This window comes from Noviherbaspirillum agri (assembly GCF_054780595.1).
In genome coordinates this window covers 120,295-139,035 of the sequence record NZ_BAAGWA010000005.1, presented here as the reverse complement: position 1 = coordinate 139,035, position 18,741 = coordinate 120,295, and the positions used below count along the sequence as shown (strand labels likewise).

The 18,741-nt window shown below is 61.8% G+C and carries 11 protein-coding genes; 6 read left to right on the top strand and 5 right to left on the bottom strand.

Annotated features, from left to right (window positions below):
• Positions 1 to 33: 33 nt before the first annotated feature.
• The 3 genes from ACYVIA_RS11185 to ACYVIA_RS11175 all read right to left on the bottom strand — a co-directional run bounded on the left by ACYVIA_RS11185 (position 34) and on the right by ACYVIA_RS11175 (position 2,115).
• Complete coding sequence (locus tag ACYVIA_RS11185) at positions 34 to 579, bottom strand: A24 family peptidase (protein ID WP_460840777.1); 546 nt, start codon at positions 577 to 579, stop codon at positions 34 to 36.
• A gap of 258 nt (positions 580 to 837) precedes the next feature.
• Entirely contained in the window at positions 838 to 1,053 is a 216-nt protein-coding gene (locus tag ACYVIA_RS11180) for a Flp family type IVb pilin (RefSeq protein ID WP_460840775.1), read from the bottom strand.
• Between the two features lie 597 nt (positions 1,054 to 1,650).
• A complete protein-coding gene (locus tag ACYVIA_RS11175; RefSeq protein ID WP_460840773.1) occupies positions 1,651 to 2,115 on the bottom strand; it encodes a CBS domain-containing protein in 465 nt (154 codons plus the stop codon).
• Positions 2,116 to 2,650: 535 nt separating this feature from the next.
• Between ACYVIA_RS11175 and ACYVIA_RS11170 the strand changes: the two genes are divergently transcribed.
• Entirely contained in the window at positions 2,651 to 6,019 is a 3,369-nt protein-coding gene (locus ACYVIA_RS11170; protein WP_460840772.1) for an EAL domain-containing protein, read from the top strand.
• 99 nt (positions 6,020 to 6,118) lie between these two features.
• Here ACYVIA_RS11170 and ACYVIA_RS11165 read toward each other — a convergent pair whose 3' ends face one another.
• Complete coding sequence (locus ACYVIA_RS11165) at positions 6,119 to 9,040, bottom strand: sensor domain-containing protein (protein WP_460840770.1); 2,922 nt, start codon at positions 9,038 to 9,040, stop codon at positions 6,119 to 6,121.
• 361 nt (positions 9,041 to 9,401) lie between these two features.
• Between ACYVIA_RS11165 and ACYVIA_RS11160 the strand changes: the two genes are divergently transcribed.
• On the top strand, positions 9,402 to 11,213 hold the full coding sequence (locus tag ACYVIA_RS11160; protein ID WP_460840769.1) for a PHA/PHB synthase family protein: 1,812 nt from the start codon (positions 9,402 to 9,404) through the stop codon (positions 11,211 to 11,213).
• 341 nt (positions 11,214 to 11,554) lie between these two features.
• Complete coding sequence (locus tag ACYVIA_RS11155; RefSeq protein WP_460840767.1) at positions 11,555 to 12,595, top strand: GGDEF domain-containing protein; 1,041 nt, start codon at positions 11,555 to 11,557, stop codon at positions 12,593 to 12,595.
• A 48-nt stretch (positions 12,596 to 12,643) separates the two neighbouring features.
• On the opposite strand, the gene ACYVIA_RS11150 is transcribed toward ACYVIA_RS11155, so the two are convergent.
• Positions 12,644 to 13,276: a LysE family translocator gene (locus ACYVIA_RS11150; protein ID WP_460840765.1), complete on the bottom strand. Its 633-nt coding sequence runs from the start codon at positions 13,274 to 13,276 to the stop codon at positions 12,644 to 12,646.
• Between the two features lie 128 nt (positions 13,277 to 13,404).
• On the opposite strand from ACYVIA_RS11150, the gene ACYVIA_RS11145 reads away from it, so the two are divergent.
• The 3 genes from ACYVIA_RS11145 (at position 13,405) to ACYVIA_RS11135 (ending at position 18,738) form a co-directional block, all read left to right on the top strand.
• The gene (locus ACYVIA_RS11145; RefSeq protein WP_460840764.1) at positions 13,405 to 13,851 is read left to right on the top strand and encodes an Lrp/AsnC family transcriptional regulator; all 447 of its coding nucleotides are present in this window, start codon (positions 13,405 to 13,407) and stop codon (positions 13,849 to 13,851) included.
• A 4-nt stretch (positions 13,852 to 13,855) separates the two neighbouring features.
• Complete coding sequence (locus ACYVIA_RS11140; RefSeq protein WP_460840762.1) at positions 13,856 to 14,791, top strand: LysR substrate-binding domain-containing protein; 936 nt, start codon at positions 13,856 to 13,858, stop codon at positions 14,789 to 14,791.
• 266 nt (positions 14,792 to 15,057) lie between these two features.
• Entirely contained in the window at positions 15,058 to 18,738 is a 3,681-nt protein-coding gene (locus ACYVIA_RS11135) for an indolepyruvate ferredoxin oxidoreductase family protein (RefSeq protein ID WP_460840760.1), read from the top strand.
• The last annotated feature ends 3 nt before the right edge of the window (positions 18,739 to 18,741 follow it).

Sequence of the window (18,741 nt, the reverse complement as noted above, 5' to 3'; positions counted from 1 at the left end):
CCCGCTAGGTGCGCGATAAACCTCTCAACGGCGTTATCCCAGCGCGCCGGTGGAGTAGAAACGTGCTGCCACATAAATCCCTACGCCTCCCGCAATCGCCAGCGAATACGGCATGCGGCTCCCACTGAGCGGCATGTCGCCACTATCGGGGATGCCCCCGCCCACGACGCGCAGGACTGCCTGGAACAAGAATGTCTTCAGGTTGGACAGGGTCTGACCGAGATTGCCGGCAACGGCGCTGTATAGGATGGCGAGAACGCCCCCGAGTGCGAAGGCAAACAAGGTTGCGAAGAAAGTGGCTTTTATTCCGAGGAAGGCACCTGCGCACGCCATCAGCTTGACGTCGCCCGCGCCCGTCGCACGCAGCAGGTACATCGGAAGCAGCATGGCGAGTCCTACCCCAAGACCGCCGAGAGACTGTGCAAGACCGATGCTTCCCGGCAGCAGGCCGCTTGCAATGCCGACGAGGGCGCCGGCGGCGACAATCTCGTTGGGCACTTTTCGCGTGCGGATGTCGGCCAGTACGGCAACCGCCATCAGAGCGAGAAGGCCAATGAGCCGGACAGTATCGGTTTCCATGTTGTTCTTCTTTTTCTTCTCGATCCCGAGATGAGCGGACGCCGACTGCATCTGGCAGGCACCGCCGACTGCACATCAATCCAACGCCTTCCCTTCTTGGATGCTCGCTCGGGGGATCCCTGACTTCAGGCGAAACGATTCCCCCTCACGCCATGCGGCGTGTCCTTCCTGGCGATGCATTGAAAAAGTCGAGGTGCTGGCCACATTCATGTAACCGAGGAGATATGCAATCTCCTCGGTCGCGTGAATTCAGCCCTTCTATCCCCCGGCAGCGGCGCCCGTGCAAGCTGCGGCGCCCGGGTTTTGCAGACAGGCTGCGATCCTCCGGAAGAGAGTATCCAGCTCGGTGCCGACCAGCGTCACCGCCGCAATAATCACCACGGAAATCAGCGCCACAATGAGTCCATATTCGATCGCAGTTGCGCCTTCTTCGTCGGCCCAGAATGCCTTCACTGCAGTCATCAGCGTTTTCATGATTTTTCTCCCTTTGCCCAAACAATTCCGACACTGGATGCCGGTTCCTTGCACTCATGCACTGCGGGACATCGCTGAAATCTGATGAACTCGCAACTGCATCAGATACGCTTTCATTCTTGGATCTTTATCAAAGAAGTCAAATGACGTAAGTCAAGTGTTTCACCGACTCAATTGCCGTACGGAAATTGTGAGAGTTCGTGATATTCCCCTGCTGCTATTGGTCGAAATGAAATTGCGCCTCATCTTGCACGTCCTGATGCACGCGCATGCGGTGTGATGCTTTCACGCTAAACTGGACAAGCTTCGTGCTCCGTGACGTGTACGAAAGGATGTCTGCAATGACGCTTTCCACCTGCCCGGCGTGCGCATATAGAGTGCTCGTTTTTTCGGCAGCGAAGGAGGATGACGCGAAGCGTGGCGCAATGAAGTGCTGCTGATCTCGCCTGTCTTCAAGACAAACGAAAAGCCAATGAATTTTTTGCACTGATGTTTGATGAGCGATATGCGGTCAGCGTTGCTGAAACAGTGCGCCCGAGTCAGATGCGCATCCGGACGAACAGTCTGCGTATCTCGCTCTGTCTCGCTCTGTCTCGCTCAGTCCGCGCGCCACTCCTTGCGCAGCTTGCCCTCTTTCATCGGCTGGTCGATGATCGCGGCGGTCATGAGCGACAGCTCCATTGACAGCAGGGTGATGATGTCGTCGGCGGTGACGATGCCGCACAGGTATCCGTCCTGCGCGACGACCGGCATGCGGCGGATCTTGTGGTGGCGCATGAGGCGCAGGGTCTCGACGAATTCCTGATCCTCGCGCACGGTGATGAGTGGCGTGGTCATGATGTCGCCGGCGGTGAACACGGCGGCGTCCATCTGCACGGACACCGTTTCCATCACGATGTCGCGATCGGTGACGATACCGACCGGAATGCGGTTGTCGCCCTTCTCCTCAACGACCACCACATCGCCGACATGGTGCTTGCGCATCAGCGCAGCGACGTCCTGTAACGACGTATCGGCATTGCAGCACACCACCCCGATGTTGCAGCATTCCCTGATTGACATCGCGCTCCTCCTTGAGAGGCACTTGGCCCGACTACGCAAGCACAAGCAGCCGTGAATGGAAATGAATTGCACAGGTGCAGACTTCGTTGGAACCTTTTGAACACCTACTCGCGCGAAGCGGGCATGGAATCGCAAAAGCCTTCCTCTCCACGAACATCTCCCGTGCCGCTTCAGTGTAGGCCGCCGGGCGGCGGATTCAACTGCCTTGCCGAAGTTGCCCGACCGGACTCGGCCCGTGCAGTGTAAAACCCGTAGCCTTCACCCCTATCCCAGGCGCAACCGCGGTCCGGAAAAAATTGACATAGAACAATTTTTTTGGATTTTCAAACAGTTACCATACCGGCGCCATGGATTATCCTGCCCGGGTCGGTTCGGTTCGATTTGTGAGGGACCATTCAAGGCTGGCATGCGCTCACGGGAACGATGCAACTGGACAGCGCACCGGCGAACCCGGCATGCAGCACATCCTTGCATTGACCCACGACCTTCTACCGGTGTTTGCAGTCACCGCCTGAACCAGGCGACGGAAAAACGTATGTTGAGCCAACTTCCAGGCAGATTATTGAAGCCTCCTGCACCGACGTCGCGGAAGGCGCTGTCGATCAAGACCAAACTGGTGCTGGTCACCGTCGGCCTGTTCATTCTGTTCATCTGGCTGCTGGCGCTGTTCTCCAGCACCATCCTCAAGCGGCAGTTCGAGCAGGTACTGATCGACGAACAGTTTGCCGCCACGCAGCGCATTGCTGCCGATATCGAGACCAAGCTCACCGAGCGCATTGAATTGCTGACCGGTGCGGCGGCAAGGGTGCCTGCCAACCTGAACGAGGATGAACTCGATGCCTATCTCATCCGGCTGAACGGTCTGCATGTGACCTTCACCGCGGGCATTGCGATTATCGGCATGGACGGCAGGACCATCGCGGATTACCCCGTCGCCCCCGGCCGGCGCGGTACCTACTTCGGCGACCGCAGCTATTTCCTCAAGGTGGTCGAGACCGCACGGCCCTATATCGACAAGCCTGTCATGGGGCGCGCGCTGAAGCGCCCGGTACTGACCATCGGCGTTCCGGTCTTCGACAGGGCAGGCAAACTGCGCGCTGTCATGACCGGCATCACCGACCTGGCCGCACCGAATTTCCTCGGCGTGATTTCTTCTCCTGCCATGGCGGGCAAGGGAGAGATCTTTATCGCTTCTCCGCACGACAATCTCTTCGTGGCAGCGACGGATGCGACACAGATGCTGACCGCGCTGCCACCGCGTGGAGTCAACGCCATTGTTGACCGCTTCGTCGACGGATTCGAAGGTTCCGGCATCGGGCGCAATCCGCAGGATGTCGAGCAACTGTACTCGGCCAGGCGCGTGCCCTCGGCCAGGTGGATCGTCATGTCGACCCTTCCCGCCGAAGTCGCATTCCAGCCGATGCGGGTATTGCGGGACAAGCTGTTCCTGGCTGCGGCCCTGATGACAGTCGTTGCGATTTTCCTGATGCAATGGGTGGCACGCGGCCTGCTCAGGCCGTTGGACCGCGCGGGGCGCGCCATGCGCCGCATGCGGGACGGGAGGGCGCCGTTGTCGCCGCTTCCGGTGGAGCGCGATGACGAGATCGGGCAGCTGGTCGCCAACTTCAACCGCCTGGTCGAAGACCGCAACCGTTACGAGACGGCACTGGAAGACAGCGAGAGCCGCTTCCGCCAGCTTGTTGAAAGCGCACCGGATGCGGTCTTTGTGCAAACGCATGGACGCTTTGTCTATCTCAACAATGCGGCGCTGCGCCTTTTTGGCGCGACAAGCAAGGAAGAGCTGATCGGACAACTGCTGCTCGACCGGGCAGCACCGGATTTTCGCGCGGATATCGCAGACCGCATACGACGCCTGATTGAAGAGCGGCAGGTGGTTCAACCGGAGGAAACGCGCTACCTCCGCCTCGACAACACGACGGTCGATGTCGAGGTGTCCGCGGTGCCATTCAACTTCGAGAACGAGAATGGCGCACTGGTCTTTGCCCGCAACATTACCGAGCGCAAGCGCGCGGAGGCGACGCAGAACAAACTGAACCGTGCCCTGCGCCTGCTGAGCGACTGCAATATGACGCTGGTGCATACGCAGCGCGAACAAAGCCTGCTCGAGGAAATCTGCCGCCTGGTGGTTGTCAACGGCGGCTACATCATGGCCTGGGTCGGCTATGCGGAACACGACGAAGACAAGACCGTGCGTCCGATGAGCCAGTACGGCCTCGACGAAGGCTATCTTGAGACGGCGAACGTCTCCTGGGGCGAATCGGAGCGCGGGCGGGGCACCGTCGGTGTTGCCATCCGCACCGGCAGGATCCAGGTCAACAGGAACTTCCTGACCAATCCGGCGATGGCTCCCTGGCGCGAAGCGGCCCGGCGGCGCGGCTACCAGTCCAGCATTTCACTGCCCCTCGTCAGCGAAGGGCGCACCTTCGGCGCACTCAGCATCTACTCCGCCGATCCGGACTCGTTCGAGGACGATGAGGTCGAATTGCTGCGTGAGCTGGCGAACGACCTTGCATTCGGTATCGCCACGCTGCGCACGCGCGTACAGCGGGAAGAGGCGGAAGAAAAGCTGGCCTTCCTCGCGCACCACGATCCGCTCACGCACCTGCCCAACCGGGTCCTGCTGCGCGACCGCTTCGACCGCGCCGCGGCGCGCGCCGGGCGCGCAGGCCACAGCGTCGCCCTGCTCTTCCTGGATCTGGACAACTTCAAGCGCGTCAATGACAGCCTGGGCCATGACGTCGGCGACCAGCTGCTGGTGCGGATGGTGGAGCGCCTGCAGAGATGCATTCGCGACAGCGACACGATCAGCCGCCAGGGCGGCGACGAGTTCGTGATCATGCTGGGCGACGTGTCGGATTCCGGCACGCCCAGCCGCATCGCGCAGTCCATCCTGGATGCGGCCGCCGATCCTTTCGAGATCGGCAACCATACGCTGAGCACCTCTTTCAGCATCGGCATCAGCCTGTATCCGAGCGACGGCACCGACTTCGACACGCTGCTCAAGCATGCCGACGCGGCGCTCTACCATGCAAAAGACAATGGCCGCGATACCTACCACTTCTTCGCGGCGACGATGAATGTGGACGCGCTCGCACGCATGCAGCTGCACAGCAACCTGCGCAAGGCGGTGAAGAACCAGGAATTCCTGTTGCACTACCAGCCGCAGATCGACATCACCACAGGTGGAATCGTGGGCGCCGAGGCGCTGGTACGCTGGCAGCGCCCCGACGAGGGGCTCGTCGCGCCGGGGCGCTTCATTCCCCTTGCGGAAGAGAACGGCCTGATCGCACAGATCGGCGAATGGGTGCTGAACGAAGCATGCCGGCAGGCCAAGACCTGGATCGACAGCGGCATGTCGCCCCTGGTGGTCGCGGTCAACCTCTCCACGCAGCAGTTCCGGCGCGGCGATATCGTCGAGACGGTCGCGCGCGCGCTCGACCGCTCCGGGCTGCCGCCGGCCCATCTCGACCTGGAACTGACCGAATCGGTCCTGCTGCAGGAAACCGGTGCGGTAATGGACACGCTACACAAGCTCAAGAAGCTCGGCGTGCACCTTTCCATCGACGACTTCGGCACCGGCTACTCCAGCCTGTCCTACCTGAAGCGCCTCGCCGTGGACAAGCTGAAGATCGACCAGTCCTTCGTGCGCGACCTGGCGGACGACGCCGACGATGCGGCCATCGTCAAGGCCGTGATCCAGCTCGGTCAGGCGCTGCAGCTGCGCGTGATCGCGGAAGGCGTGGAAACGCCGGAGCAGCTCGCCTTCCTGCGCGGATACGGATGCCACGAGGCGCAGGGCTACCTAATCACGCGGCCGCTGCCGGCGGCAGAATTTGCGGCCTTCGCGACGTCGCTGTTCACCGGCCGGACTCATCCTGGGTGAGCCGGACGGTCCAGACGGAAGTTTCTCAATCGCCCGTTTCGGTGAAGACCACGCTGAATAAGTTCACACGCGCGATCGCGGGACTTGTTCAGCGTAGCCTTAATGCATGTCGAACGGCGTTGGCGCGTGCCCGTCCAGCATGGAATTGACCCGCGTCCAGCCGACGTCGTGCACGAGTTGTTCGAATTTCGCAGCGGGTAACGGCGGACTGAAGATGAACCCCTGCGCGCTGGTGCAGTCGCGCGCCTTCAGGTAGGCAAGCTGTTCGGCGGTCTCGACGCCGCCCGCGACCACGTCGATGCCGAGGTTGTGCGCCAGGCTGATGATCGCCGAGGCAATGGCCGCATCCTCGCGCCGGTGCGGCAGGTGCTGCACGAAACCCTTGTCGATCTTCAGCACGTCCACGCCGAAGTCCTTCAGGTCCTTGAGCGCTGTGGCACCAGTGCCGAAATTGTCGATGGTCAGGCGCATGCCCTGTGCCCGCAGCTCGGCGAGTTGCGTCTTCACTTCAGGATGGCGGGCCAACATGGTTTCCGGCACTTCAATCTCCACGCTGTCCGGCTGCAGGCCGGCGTCACGCACGATTGCCGGCATTATTGCTACGAAGCGCGGATCACTGAACTGGCGCGCCGAGCAGTTCACGGACAGGCGCAGATTGCTCATGCCTTGCGACTGCCAGCGGCGCACCTGGTGGCAGGCCTCGCGCAATGCCCACTCGCCGACATCGACAATGATGCCGCTCTGCTCTGCGATGTCGAGAAACTCGCCGGGCAGGATGGTTTCCAGCTCGCTCGCGTTCCAGCGCAGCAGCGCTTCCACCGTCGAAATCTTCCAGTCGCCGAGTCCGATCTGGGGCTGGTAATACAGCTCGAACTGGTGGTTCTTCAGCGCCGCGCGCAAGGCCGCCTCGCGGTCCTTCCGCCAGTTCTGCTCGGTATGCAGGTCGGACGTATAGAACTGATAGGTATGCCGCCCAGCGTGCTTGGCGCGGTACAGGGCGAGATCGGCACGCTTGAGCAGCTCCACCGAGTTCTGTCCGTCCGCCGGGTACACGCACAATCCGATGCTGGTGCCGCTTTGCACCTCCTGCCCTTCCAGCTGATAGGGGCGCGCGAGTTCCAGCACGAGCTTGCGCGCCAGTGTCTCCGCCGCTTCCGGTTGCGACACGTCTGCCTGGATGATGACAAATTCGTCTCCGCCCAGCCGCGCGACAAAGTCGGTTTGCCGGATCGACGACATGATGCGCAGTGCAACCTCCTTCAACAGCAGATCGCCCATATGGTGACCGAAGGTGTCGTTGACGTACTTGAAGCGGTCGAGATCGAGCAGCAGCACGGCCAGCGGCAGCCTGGTACGCTGCGACATCGCAATCGCCTGGTGCAGCTGGTTGCTCAAGTTCACCCGGTTGGGCAGCCCGGTCAGCGCGTCGTGGTTGGCAAGGAAGCGCGTCTGCTCCTCGGCCACGCGCTGCGCCGTCTGGTCACGCATGATCTTGGCATAGCCGCGCAGGCTGCCGTCGTCGTTGCGCAGCGGTGTCACCACGCCGGTCGCCCAGAAGCGCCGTCCGTCGCTTCGCAAATGCCAGCGGTTGTCTTCGGCGCGGCCGTGCGTGCGCGCTTCTTCCAGCTCGTGCTCCGGCTCGCCCATCGCGCGGTCCTCTTCGGTGAACAACATCTCCGAGTGCAGGCCGATTGCCTGTACGGCAGTCAGGCCGATGATGTTTTCGGCAGCGGGATTCCAGCTCTGGATCTTCCCTGCAGGGTCGAGCATGATGATCGCGTGGTCGGTAGCGGATTCAACGAGGAGGCGGAAGTTTTCCTGCGAATGCCTGAGCGCCTGCTCCGTCTTCACGCGCTGCGTGATGTCGGTGTTGGTCTCCAGGTAGCGATAGGGGCGTCCTTCGTGGAGCTCCAGCGCCCACTGGCTGAACACGGTGATCTCGCGGCCGTCTTTGGCGGTATGCACCAGCTCGCCTTCCCAATACCGGTCGGCATCTACCCGGGCGCGAATCTCTTGCTGGGAAAGCGGGAAGCGCGTCTTGAGCAGGACATGGCTGACCTGACCGATGGCCTCGCTGCGGGTATAGCCGTACAGCCTTTCTGCGCTCAGGTTCCAGTAGGTGATGATGTCCTCGGTAGTCCGTGCGACGATGGCATCTCGCGCAAGGTCGAGCAGGCTTGCCTGTTCTTCCAGCAGCCGCGCCTGCTCTGCCTGTTCCTCTTCACGGTGGCGACGCTCGGTAATGTCGTGGAATACCGCGACAGCACCGGCGGTGACGTCGTTGCTGTCGACGAGCGGTCGGGCGTTCGCGCTGATCCACAAACCTTCCGGAAACTCGGGGTGCCGAACGAAAGCCACCGCATCGTCAACATGTTCGCCGCGTAGCGCTCGCCGCATCGGACGCTGCTCCTCCGGATAGGGCGTCTTTCGGTCAGCGAGAAAAAGATCGAAGGTATCGAGCGAGTGCCAGCCATCCGGCTTGAGCGGGTCCACATGCAGCAGGCGCCGCGCAGCCGGATTGATCATCGTGACGCGCCCGGACATGTCGACGACAACGATGGCGCCGGCCACATTGTTGAACACCGCGGTGGTAATGCTGCATTGGCGCTGCAGCGACTCTTCCAGCGCACGGGACTGGGACAGGTCGCGCACCAGTGCAAAGAATGTGGCGCCCCCCGGACCCATGATCGGCGTCACCGTGAGCTCGACCGGAATCTCCTCGCCGTCCTTGCGCCGCGCCGTGACTTCCACCCGGCGGTTGATGAACTCGCCTTCGCCGGTCTTGCGGTAGTGATTGAGCCCGCTTGTGTGCGCCTCGCGGTAGCGACGGGGAATGATCGTATCAGTTAGCGGCTTGCCGAGCACTTCCGCCTTCTTCCAGCCGAACATGGTTTCCGCGTGCACGCTCCATTCGAGAATCCTGCTTTGGTCATCGATGGCGATGAAGGCGTCAAGCACGTTGTCGATGATCAACCGATACAGATGCTCGGCCTGACTTGCCTCTTGGAATGGAATATTCATGGACGTTTACTGGCACAGCGGAAATGCCGCATTTACATCAGACATGCCGAGGCAGGCTGGGTTTCTTGTCATGGAGAAGAAATGCAGCATGGATGACTCTCATCGGCGATATCGGTGATTTTCCCGTCCCAAGAAACCGCCTCATGCGGCAGCGGCGCCATCAAGCGTTGATGGCAGGAACTGTCCGGACGGCGTCGTCACGCCTGCCGCTCTTGACTCAGGTCAATCGGAATCGTCAGGCCGCCCCCCGGCATGGAAAATCGCGCGTGTTTTCAAGCCAAAAAAGGCAGGAACGGGCGCACAATAAGTTGTTCATTCCGGACGCCGGGAGAGTCGCAACGTCGCACTTTGGGAGGATGCAATGGACAGACCGCAAACGAACCTGCAGGCAGTGGCAGGCATACCGGACAAGAAAGGGGTGACCCCGCCTTCCGTGCCGTGGGTGGTGACGGACGTCGAACCGCCAGCCGTGCTGGACCGCTCCATCCATGCCGCGCTGGGCAAGGTGACGGGCAGCATCTCGCCGGCGAGCCTCGCGATGGCCTATACGGACTGGGCGCTGCACCTGGCGGTGTCACCGGGAAAATGGCGCCGGCTGCAGGAGAAGGCCTTGCGCAAGGCAGCACGCTTTGCCATTTATGCTGCGCACGTGATGGCGGACCGCAAGTGCGATCCCTGCATCGAACCACTGCCGCAAGACCGGCGCTTTCGCAGCAAGGGCTGGCAGAACTGGCCCTTCAATTTGATCCACCAGGCGTTCCTGCTCAACCAGCAATGGTGGTACAACTTCACCACCGGCATCGGCGGCGTGTCGCCGCATCACGAGCAGGTCGTGTCGTTCGTCGCACGCCAGTTGCTCGACATGATGTCCCCAGTCAACTTTGTCGCGACTAATCCCGATGTGCTCGACGCCACCGTGCGCGAAGGCGGCATGAACCTGGTGCGCGGCGCGATGAACTTCGTCGAGGATCTCGAGCGCCACGCCGGCGGCAAGCCACCGACCGGTACCGAGAATTTCATCCCGGGCCAACAGGTTGCCGTCACGCCCGGGAAAGTCGTCTACCGCAACCGGCTGATCGAACTGATCCAGTACGCACCGGCGACGAAGGACGTGCACTCGGAGCCGATGCTGATCGTGCCGGCATGGATCATGAAGTACTACATCCTCGACCTGTCGCCGCACAATTCGCTGGTGCGCTACCTGGTCGAGCGCGGCCACACGGTATTCATGATCTCCTGGCACAACCCGGCGCCGAAGGACCGCGACCTCGACATGGAGGACTATCTGCGACTGGGCGTGCTGGAAGCGCTCAATGCGATCGCCGCAATCGTCCCCGACAGCAAGGTCAATGCCGTCGGCTACTGCCTCGGCGGCACGTTGCTGTCGATGGCGGCCGCCTATCTGGCGCAGATCCGCGACGAGCGTCTCAATTCGATGACGCTGCTGGCGGCGCAAACCGACTTCACCGAGGCGGGCGAGCTGACGCTGTTCATCGACGACAGCCAGCTCAACTACCTGGAAGACATCATGTGGGACCAGGGCTACCTGGACAACAGCCAGATGGCCGGCGCCTTCCAGCTGCTGCGCTCGCACGACCTGATCTGGTCGCTGATCGTGCAGCAGTACCTGCTCGGCGGGCGCCAGGCGATGACCGACCTGATGGCGTGGAACGCCGATGCGACGCGCATGCCGTATCTCATGCATAGTGAGTACCTGCACCGGCTGTTCCTCAAGAATGACCTGTTCGCCGGCCGCTACAAGATCAGTGGCCGCACGATTTCGCTGGGCGACATCCGGGCACCGATCTTTGCCGTCGCGACCGAGACCGACCATGTCGCACCGTGGAAGTCGGTGTACAAGATCAACCTGATCGCCGATCCCGACGTGACCTTCCTGCTGACCAGCGGCGGACATAATGCCGGCATCGTCAGCCAGCCGGGGCATCCGGGCCGGCATTACCGGATGGCGCACCGGCGGGCCGGCACCAACTACATCGACCCGGAAAACTGGTACCTGTCCAATCCCGCCAATGAAGGATCATGGTGGCCGGCGTGGGCGGACTGGCTGGAGCAGCACTGCGACGGGCGCGTGCCACCTCCGTCGATGGGCGCACCGGACAAGGGTTATGCGCCGCTGGAGCCGGCGCCCGGGACCTACGTACTGGAGCGCTAAGAGCCTGTTTGAAGGGAGCGAAGCGAAAGATGCGGGAACGACAAGAATGAATGACCGGAACAGTAAATGCGCAGCGCCGAAGCACCGTGGCGCTATGGTTTAAATGAGACATGCGTCAACTGCCGGACTGTTTCGGGATAGAATACCCGCCACGTACGCAAGGACAATAATGATAACGATCGATGCCGGCGGCGTTTGCGCACTTCGCAATTTCGGTATCGACGAGACGCTCCGCACACCAGACCCAACGAAGCCTTCGCATTCATGCTGCCCCGATATCGCACCCACGCCCGTGTGCATCCGGCACGCAGCATGCCACCGAGCGGCACCGGATTTAAACCATGGAAGCACTGCTCAGGTATCTGATCGACATCACCTGCCAACGTGACCATACCCTGCTCGACAGCTCGGTGGTGACGGCATTGCACGAGCTGGTCGGCGCGAATCAGGTCCGGGTACACGAACTGTTTCGATTCCGCGACGAGCTCTACATGCGTCCGCGCGTGTGGATCGCCGACGGCAAGGTAATCTCGGTGGAAGAAATGGCGGCGGCCGACAATGCCGGCGAACCACTCAACCACTATCCGCAACTGGTCGACAGCATCGCCGAACGCAAATCGCACATCGAGCAGATGACCGACTCCGGCGAACATGTGCTTTGGCTTCCCGTCTGGCTCAACGACAAAGTAAGCAGTTGCATCGAGGTCGTGAATTCGGCGCCGTACAGCAGCGACACGCTGCACATGATCGAGGGCATCCTCAGTGTCTATCGCAATTACCAGAGCATCCTCGACTACAGTGAGCGCGATTCGCTGACCGGCCTGCTCAATCGCAAGACCTTCGACGAAAAGTTTTCCAGGCTGCTCGCTGCCAGCGTTCCGGAAGCCTCTCCCGGAGAGCATGAGGAACGCCGCCATCACCACGAAACGAACGGCATCGGCCAATGGCTTGCCGTGGTGGATATCGACCACTTCAAGCGCGTCAACGACCAGTTCGGCCACCTGTACGGCGATGAGGTGCTGATTCTTGTCGCCAACCTGCTGCGCTCGTCCTTCCGCGCCCAGGATCGCGTGTTCCGTTTCGGCGGCGAGGAATTTGTCGTGCTGCTGCGTTCGACCACGCAGGAACAGGCGCGCAAGATCTTCGAACGCTTCCGCGCCAGCGTCGAGAAGCATGAATTCCCGCAGGTCGGCAAGGTCACCGTCAGCGTCGGCTTTGCCAGCATCTCCACCGAGTCACCGGTAGTCATCCTCGGCCACGCAGACCAGGCGCTGTACTACGCCAAGGAAAACGGCCGCAACCGCGTCTGCTTCTATGACGAGCTGGTCAGGAGCGGTGAGCTGAAGTCGGAAGTGTCGAACGACGAAGTCGAGTTCTTCTGAGCTTCCCTTTCCTGCAGCAACGGGAGCGCTGCTCCCGTCCCATCCCGATTAATGAATCGCCCGCTTCACGGTCGCCATCATCGCGCCGGCGATCATCAGCAGGCCGCCCGATGCGCGATTGCTGGTTTTCACAAAACGTGCATTCGCCGTAAAGCGCTGCGTCTTGCTGCCCAACCAGCCATACAAGCTGTATGCCGCGATATCGAGGCCGACGCAGGTGACGCCGAACACCAGCATCTGCATGCCGAGCGGCGCGGCCGGATCGATGAACTGCGGCAGCAGCGCGACGAAGTACAGCAAGGCTTTCGGGTTCGACAACTCCACCACGACCGCCTGCCAGAACGCACGCGTGCCGGTGACGGCTTCACGCGCATCGCTGGTCACCGTCAGCGCGCTCGACTTGCTCATCATCGCGGAAATGCCGAGATAGAAAAGATAAGCGACGCCCACCCATTTGATGACGGAAAACAGCGTGCCGCTGGCGACGATCAGGGCCGCAATGCCCGTCGCCGACAGCGCAAAATAGAGTGAATTGGCGAGCGCGATGCCGGCGATGGCCCAGTACGACTGTCGGAAGCCATTGGATATGCCTTGCGCGACGACCAGCAGCGCTGCCGGCCCCGGCGTCAGGCAAACTACTGCCGTGGTGACAAGAAAAATCAGGTAGGTGTCCCAGCTCATTGTTATCTCCCATTGTTGCTGCAAACTGTGCGGGATAGTGTATGTCCCTGAAAGCCGGTTTTGAATGGATAATGCAAGGCCAAATAGAACCAAAACCTTGTCTTTCATCGAAATAGGGGGAGTTTTCCGTGAAAATCGAATTCGACGCCATGGACGGCAAGATCCTCGAGATCCTGCAGGCAGATGCCCGCACCACGCTGGCGGAAATCGGCCGCCGCATCCACATGAGTCAGCCGGCGGTGGCCGAGCGGGTCAGGCGCATGGAAGCGGCCGGCGTTATTTCCGGCTATCACGCAAAGGTGAATCCGGCGGCGCTCGGCTACGGCATCACCGCCTTCATCCGGGTATCGAAGCGCAGCCATGAAACGCCGGTGGAAGTGGTCGCTGCGCAGGTGCCGCAAATCATCGAATGCCATTCGATCACTGGCGACGACTGCAGCATCGTGAAAGTGGTCGCTGCTTCCGTCGCCGAGCTGGAAAAAGTGATCCTCGAACTGACCCGCTGCGGCGTGACCTCGACCTCGCTGATCCTGTCGTCGTCGGTCGAGCGCAAGGCCATCAAACCGCTGGGCTGACCACATGGAACTGCGCCAGCTCCGCTATTTCGTTGCCATCGTCGATCACGGCTCACTGTCGCGCGCGGCGCGCGTGCTGCATATCGCGCAGCCGGCGCTGACGCAGCAGATCCAGCAGTTGGAGGACGAACTCGGCACGCAGCTGCTGCACCGCTCCGCGCAGGGCGTGCTGTCCACCGACGCCGGCAAGACGTTCTATGAACATGCGCAGGCAATCCTGAAGCAGGTGGACGATGCCAAGTCGGCGGTCACGCAATCGGCAAGCAGGCCCGCCGGCACGGTCGCGCTCGGCATCCCGCCCAGCGTCTCCGGTGCGCTGGCACTGCCGCTGCTGACGGCGGTGCGCGAAACCTATCCGGAGATTTCGCTGCAATTGACGGAAGAGTTGTCGGGCCACCTGATCGAGCAGCTGAAGTCGGGCCGCATCAACCTCGCGGTGCTGTTCGACGACGGCCAGCTCAATGCCTTCGCAACCACGCCGCTGGTGGAGGAAGACATGCTGTTCATCAGCCGCGCCGGATCGCGCTTCGCGCCGAAGAAGAGAACGATCCCGCTGGCGAAGGTAGCGGAACTGCCGCTGATCCTGCCGGGCGTGCAGCACGGCGTGCGCACTCGGGTGGAAAACATCATGCGCGCCGCAGGCCTGTCGCTGGAAAACGTCTCCGACATCAACTCGGTGGCGATCCTGAAATCGGCCCTGCTTGCCGACCTCGGCGTCACCATCCTGCCGGTCGCACCGATGCTGGCGGAAATCGAGCTGGGCCAGATGATCGCGCACCCGATCAGCGGCGCGACCATCTCGCGCACAGTGGCCCTGTGCTCGTCGCGCAACATTCCGCTGACGAATGCGGCCGCGGCGGTGCGCAAGCTGGTGCTGGATGTGGCCGGCGAACTGTGCGCGAGCGGGCGCTGGCTCGGAGCGAAAGCACTTTCCCGCTAGCCTGTTTCTGACAGGTATAGCGAGCGGCCTGTTCGGGACCGCGCAATAACTCGGCGAACACTGGCTATCGTTTTTTCTTATACCCCCATTCTCATTCCCTATTTGCCCGCCTGCGGCATCCGGCCTACACTTTCGTCCATGGCGATATCGCAAACCGATATTTCCGTGAAGACCGCTACCACGGTCATGCAGCTTGGCAGCAACGCGCCTTACCCGGCGACATCACTGCCACGCGCTATCCGAAAAACAGTTTTGGAGACAATGCAATGCACGCAGACACAGCAGTGGCCACTGCTGGGCTGTCCGGCGCCGCAGATAACGGTGCCCCGGCCCTCGCTCCCGTCAAGCTCGACGACAAATACACTTCCACTTCCGGCCTGATCTTCATTTCAGGCATCCAGGCACTGGTGCGCCTGCCGATCATGCAGCGCCAGCGCGACCTGGCCGCCGGACTGAACACCGCCGGCTTCATTTCCGGTTATCGCGGCTCGCCGTTGGGCGGACTGGACGAGAACCTGTGGAAAGCGGAAAAGATCCTGCAGGAAAACCACATCAAGTTCGTGCCGGGCGTCAATGAAGACCTTGCTGCGACTGCGGTGTGGGGCACGCAAACGGTGGATCTGATCGGCTCGTCGAAATACGACGGCGTGTTTGCGATGTGGTACGGCAAGGGCCCGGGCGTGGATCGCTGCGGCGACGTGTTCAAGCACATGAACCATGCCGGCACTGCGAAGCACGGCGGCGTGCTGCTGGTGGCCGGCGACGACCATGGCGCTTATTCGTCAACGCTGCCGCACCAGTCCGACCATATCTTTTCCGCATGCATGATCCCGGTGCTGTACCCGTGCAATGTGCAGGAATACCTCGACCTCGGCCTGCATGCTTGGGCGATGTCGCGCTATTCCGGCTGCGCGGTCGGCTTCAAGGCGCTGGCCGATACCGTTGAATCCACCGCGTCGGTGGATGCCGATCCGTTCCGGCTGAAGATCACTTACCCCACCGATTTCATCATGCCGGAAGGCGGCCTGAACACGCGGCTTTCCACCGACATGCTCGGCATCCAGGCGCGCAAGCAAGAAGCGCTGATGCAGGACTACAAGATCTATGCGGCGCTCGCCTATGCGCGTGCGAACAAGCTCAACCGCACCACCATCGACAGCCCCAAGGCGCGCTTGGGCATCATCGCCTCCGGCAAGTCCTACCTCGACGTGCTGGAAGCGATGGAAGAGCTCGGCATCGACGAGAAGATGGCCGCCGAGATCGGCATCCGCGTGTTCAAGGTGTCGATGCCCTGGCCGCTGGAGCCGGACGGCGTGCGCGAGTTCGCGCAGGGGCTGGATGAAATCCTGGTGGTCGAGGAAAAGCGCCAGATCGTCGAATACCAGCTGAAGGAGCAGCTCTACAACTGGCGCGACGACGTGCGTCCGCGCGTGATCGGCAAGTTCGATGAGAAAGGTGAATGGGTACATCCGCGCGGCGAATGGCTTCTGCCACCCAAGGCGGACTTCTCGATTGCGCAGGTCGCGCGCGTGATCGCCAGCCGCATCGCGCGCTTCCACACGAGCGATTTGATCAAGGCGCGCCTGGCCTTCCTCGAAGCGAAGGACGCGGTGCTGACCAGGAAGGTGAAGACGCCACCGCGCCCGGCCTGGTATTGCTCCGGCTGCCCGCACAACACCTCGACCAAAGTACCGGACGGCAGCCTGGCGCTGGCCGGCATCGGCTGCCATGTGATGGCCACCGCGATCTACCCGGAGCACAACAAGCTGACCACGCACATGGGCGGCGAAGGCGCGCCGTGGATCGGGCAGGCAGCATTCTCCAAGCTGCCGCATGTATTCCAGAATCTCGGTGACGGCACCTACTTCCACTCCGGCTACCTCGCAATCCGCGCGGCGGTCGCGGCTAAGGTCAACATCACCTACAAGATCCTGTACAACGATGCGGTCGCGATGACCGGCGGCCAGCCGGTGGACGGCATCACATCGGTGCCGATGATCGTGCAGCAGATGGCGGCCGAAGGCGTGCAGCGCATCGCGCTGGTGTCGGAAGACACGAGCCGCTATGCCGACCGCTCCACCCTGCCCGGCATCGTCACGCTGCATGACCGCAAGGGGCTGGACGCCGTGCAGCGCGAACTGCGCGACGTACCCGGCGTATCGGTGCTGATCTACGACCAGACCTGTGCCGCCGAAAAACGCCGGCGCCGCAAGAAAGGCGAATACCCTGATCCGGACAAGCGCCTGTTCATCAACGAAGCCGTCTGCGAAGGTTGCGGCGATTGCGGCGTGCAGTCGAACTGCACGTCGATCCTTCCGCTGGAAACAGAATTCGGCCGCAAGCGCATGATCGACCAGTCGTCCTGCAACAAGGATTACTCCTGCGTAAAGGGTTTCTGCCCGAGCTTTGTCACGGTTGAAGGCGGTAAATTAAGAAAGAAGAAGGCTCCTTCCCCCTTGCAGGGGGAAGGTTGGGATGGGGGTAGAGAGGTTGCACCTCAGACGGCATCTGTTCGCGACCACTCTACCCCCTCCCTAACCCTTCCCCCTACGCCGGGCGCCCTGCAAGGGGGAGGGGATTTTTCCTTATTCGATCCACCCCTGCCATCCTGCGAAGCGCCCTACAACATCCTGATCAACGGCATCGGCGGCACCGGCATCATCACCGTCGGCGCGCTGATCGGCATGGCCGCGCACCTCGAAGGAAAAGGCGTGTCGGTGCTGGACATGACCGGCATGTCGCAGAAGAACGGTTCGGTCACCTCGCATATCCGCATCAGCCGGCAGCCCGGCGTGATCCGCGCGCAGCGCATCGCGACCGGTGAAGCAGACCTCGTGCTCGGCAGCGACATGCTGACTGCCGGCGCACAGGATGCGATTTCCAAGATGCGCGCCGGCCGTACCCGCGCGGTCGTCAACACCTACCAGCAGCCGACCGGCCATTTCGCGCAGCAGCCGGACTGGCAGTTCCCGTTCGAGGAAGTGCAGGCATTGATCAACGAGTCGGTTGCCGGCCGCGCCGACTATATCGATGCGACCCGTCTCGCCACCGCGCTGATGGGCGACTCGATTGCGACCAACCTCTTCATGCTTGGCTTTGCCTACCAGAAGGGGGCACTGCCGGTATCGGAAGCGGCCCTGCTGCGCGCGATCGAGTTGAACGGCGTTGCGATCGAGTCGAACAAGACCAGCTTCCTGTGGGGGCGTCGTGCTGCGGTCGACCTGGCAAAGGTGGAGCGCATTGCGATCCCGGGCCAGCCGGTCATGCTGCAGATGCCGCAGACGCTCAACGGCCTGATCAAGCGCCGTATCGCTTTCCTGACCGACTATCAGGATGCGGCTTACGCGTCGCGCTACGAGGCGCTGGTCAACACGGTGCGCAATGCCGAGGCGGCACTCGGCGCCGGCGACAAGCTCACGCGCGCGGTGGCGAAGTCGTACTTCAAGCTGATGGCGTACAAGGACGAGTATGAAGTCGCGCGGCTGTATACCGATGGCCGCTTCGTCGAACAGCTGAAGCAGCAGTTCGAGGGTAACTTCAGCAAGGGCGATTTCACGCTGAAATTCAACCTCGCTCCGCCGCTGTTTGCGAAGAAGGACAGTCAGGGCCGCCTCATCAAGGCGGAATACGGCTCATGGGTCTGGCATGGCTTCAAGCTCTTGGCAAAACTGAAGATGCTGCGCGGCACGAAGCTGGATGTATTCGGCTATACCGCCGAACGCAAAACCGAGCGTGCGCTGATCGACGAATACCGCGCCACGATCCTCGCGCTGCTGGACCGGCTCAATGCCGATAACCTGGCGCTGGCGGTGGAAATCGCCGCGCTGCCGGAGAAGGTGCGTGGCTTCGGGCATGTGAAGGAAAAGGCCTTGGCGCAATTCCGCGAGGAACAACAGCAGCTGCTGGATCGCTTCCAGTCGCAACCGGGCATGCCGCACGCCGCTTGAAGC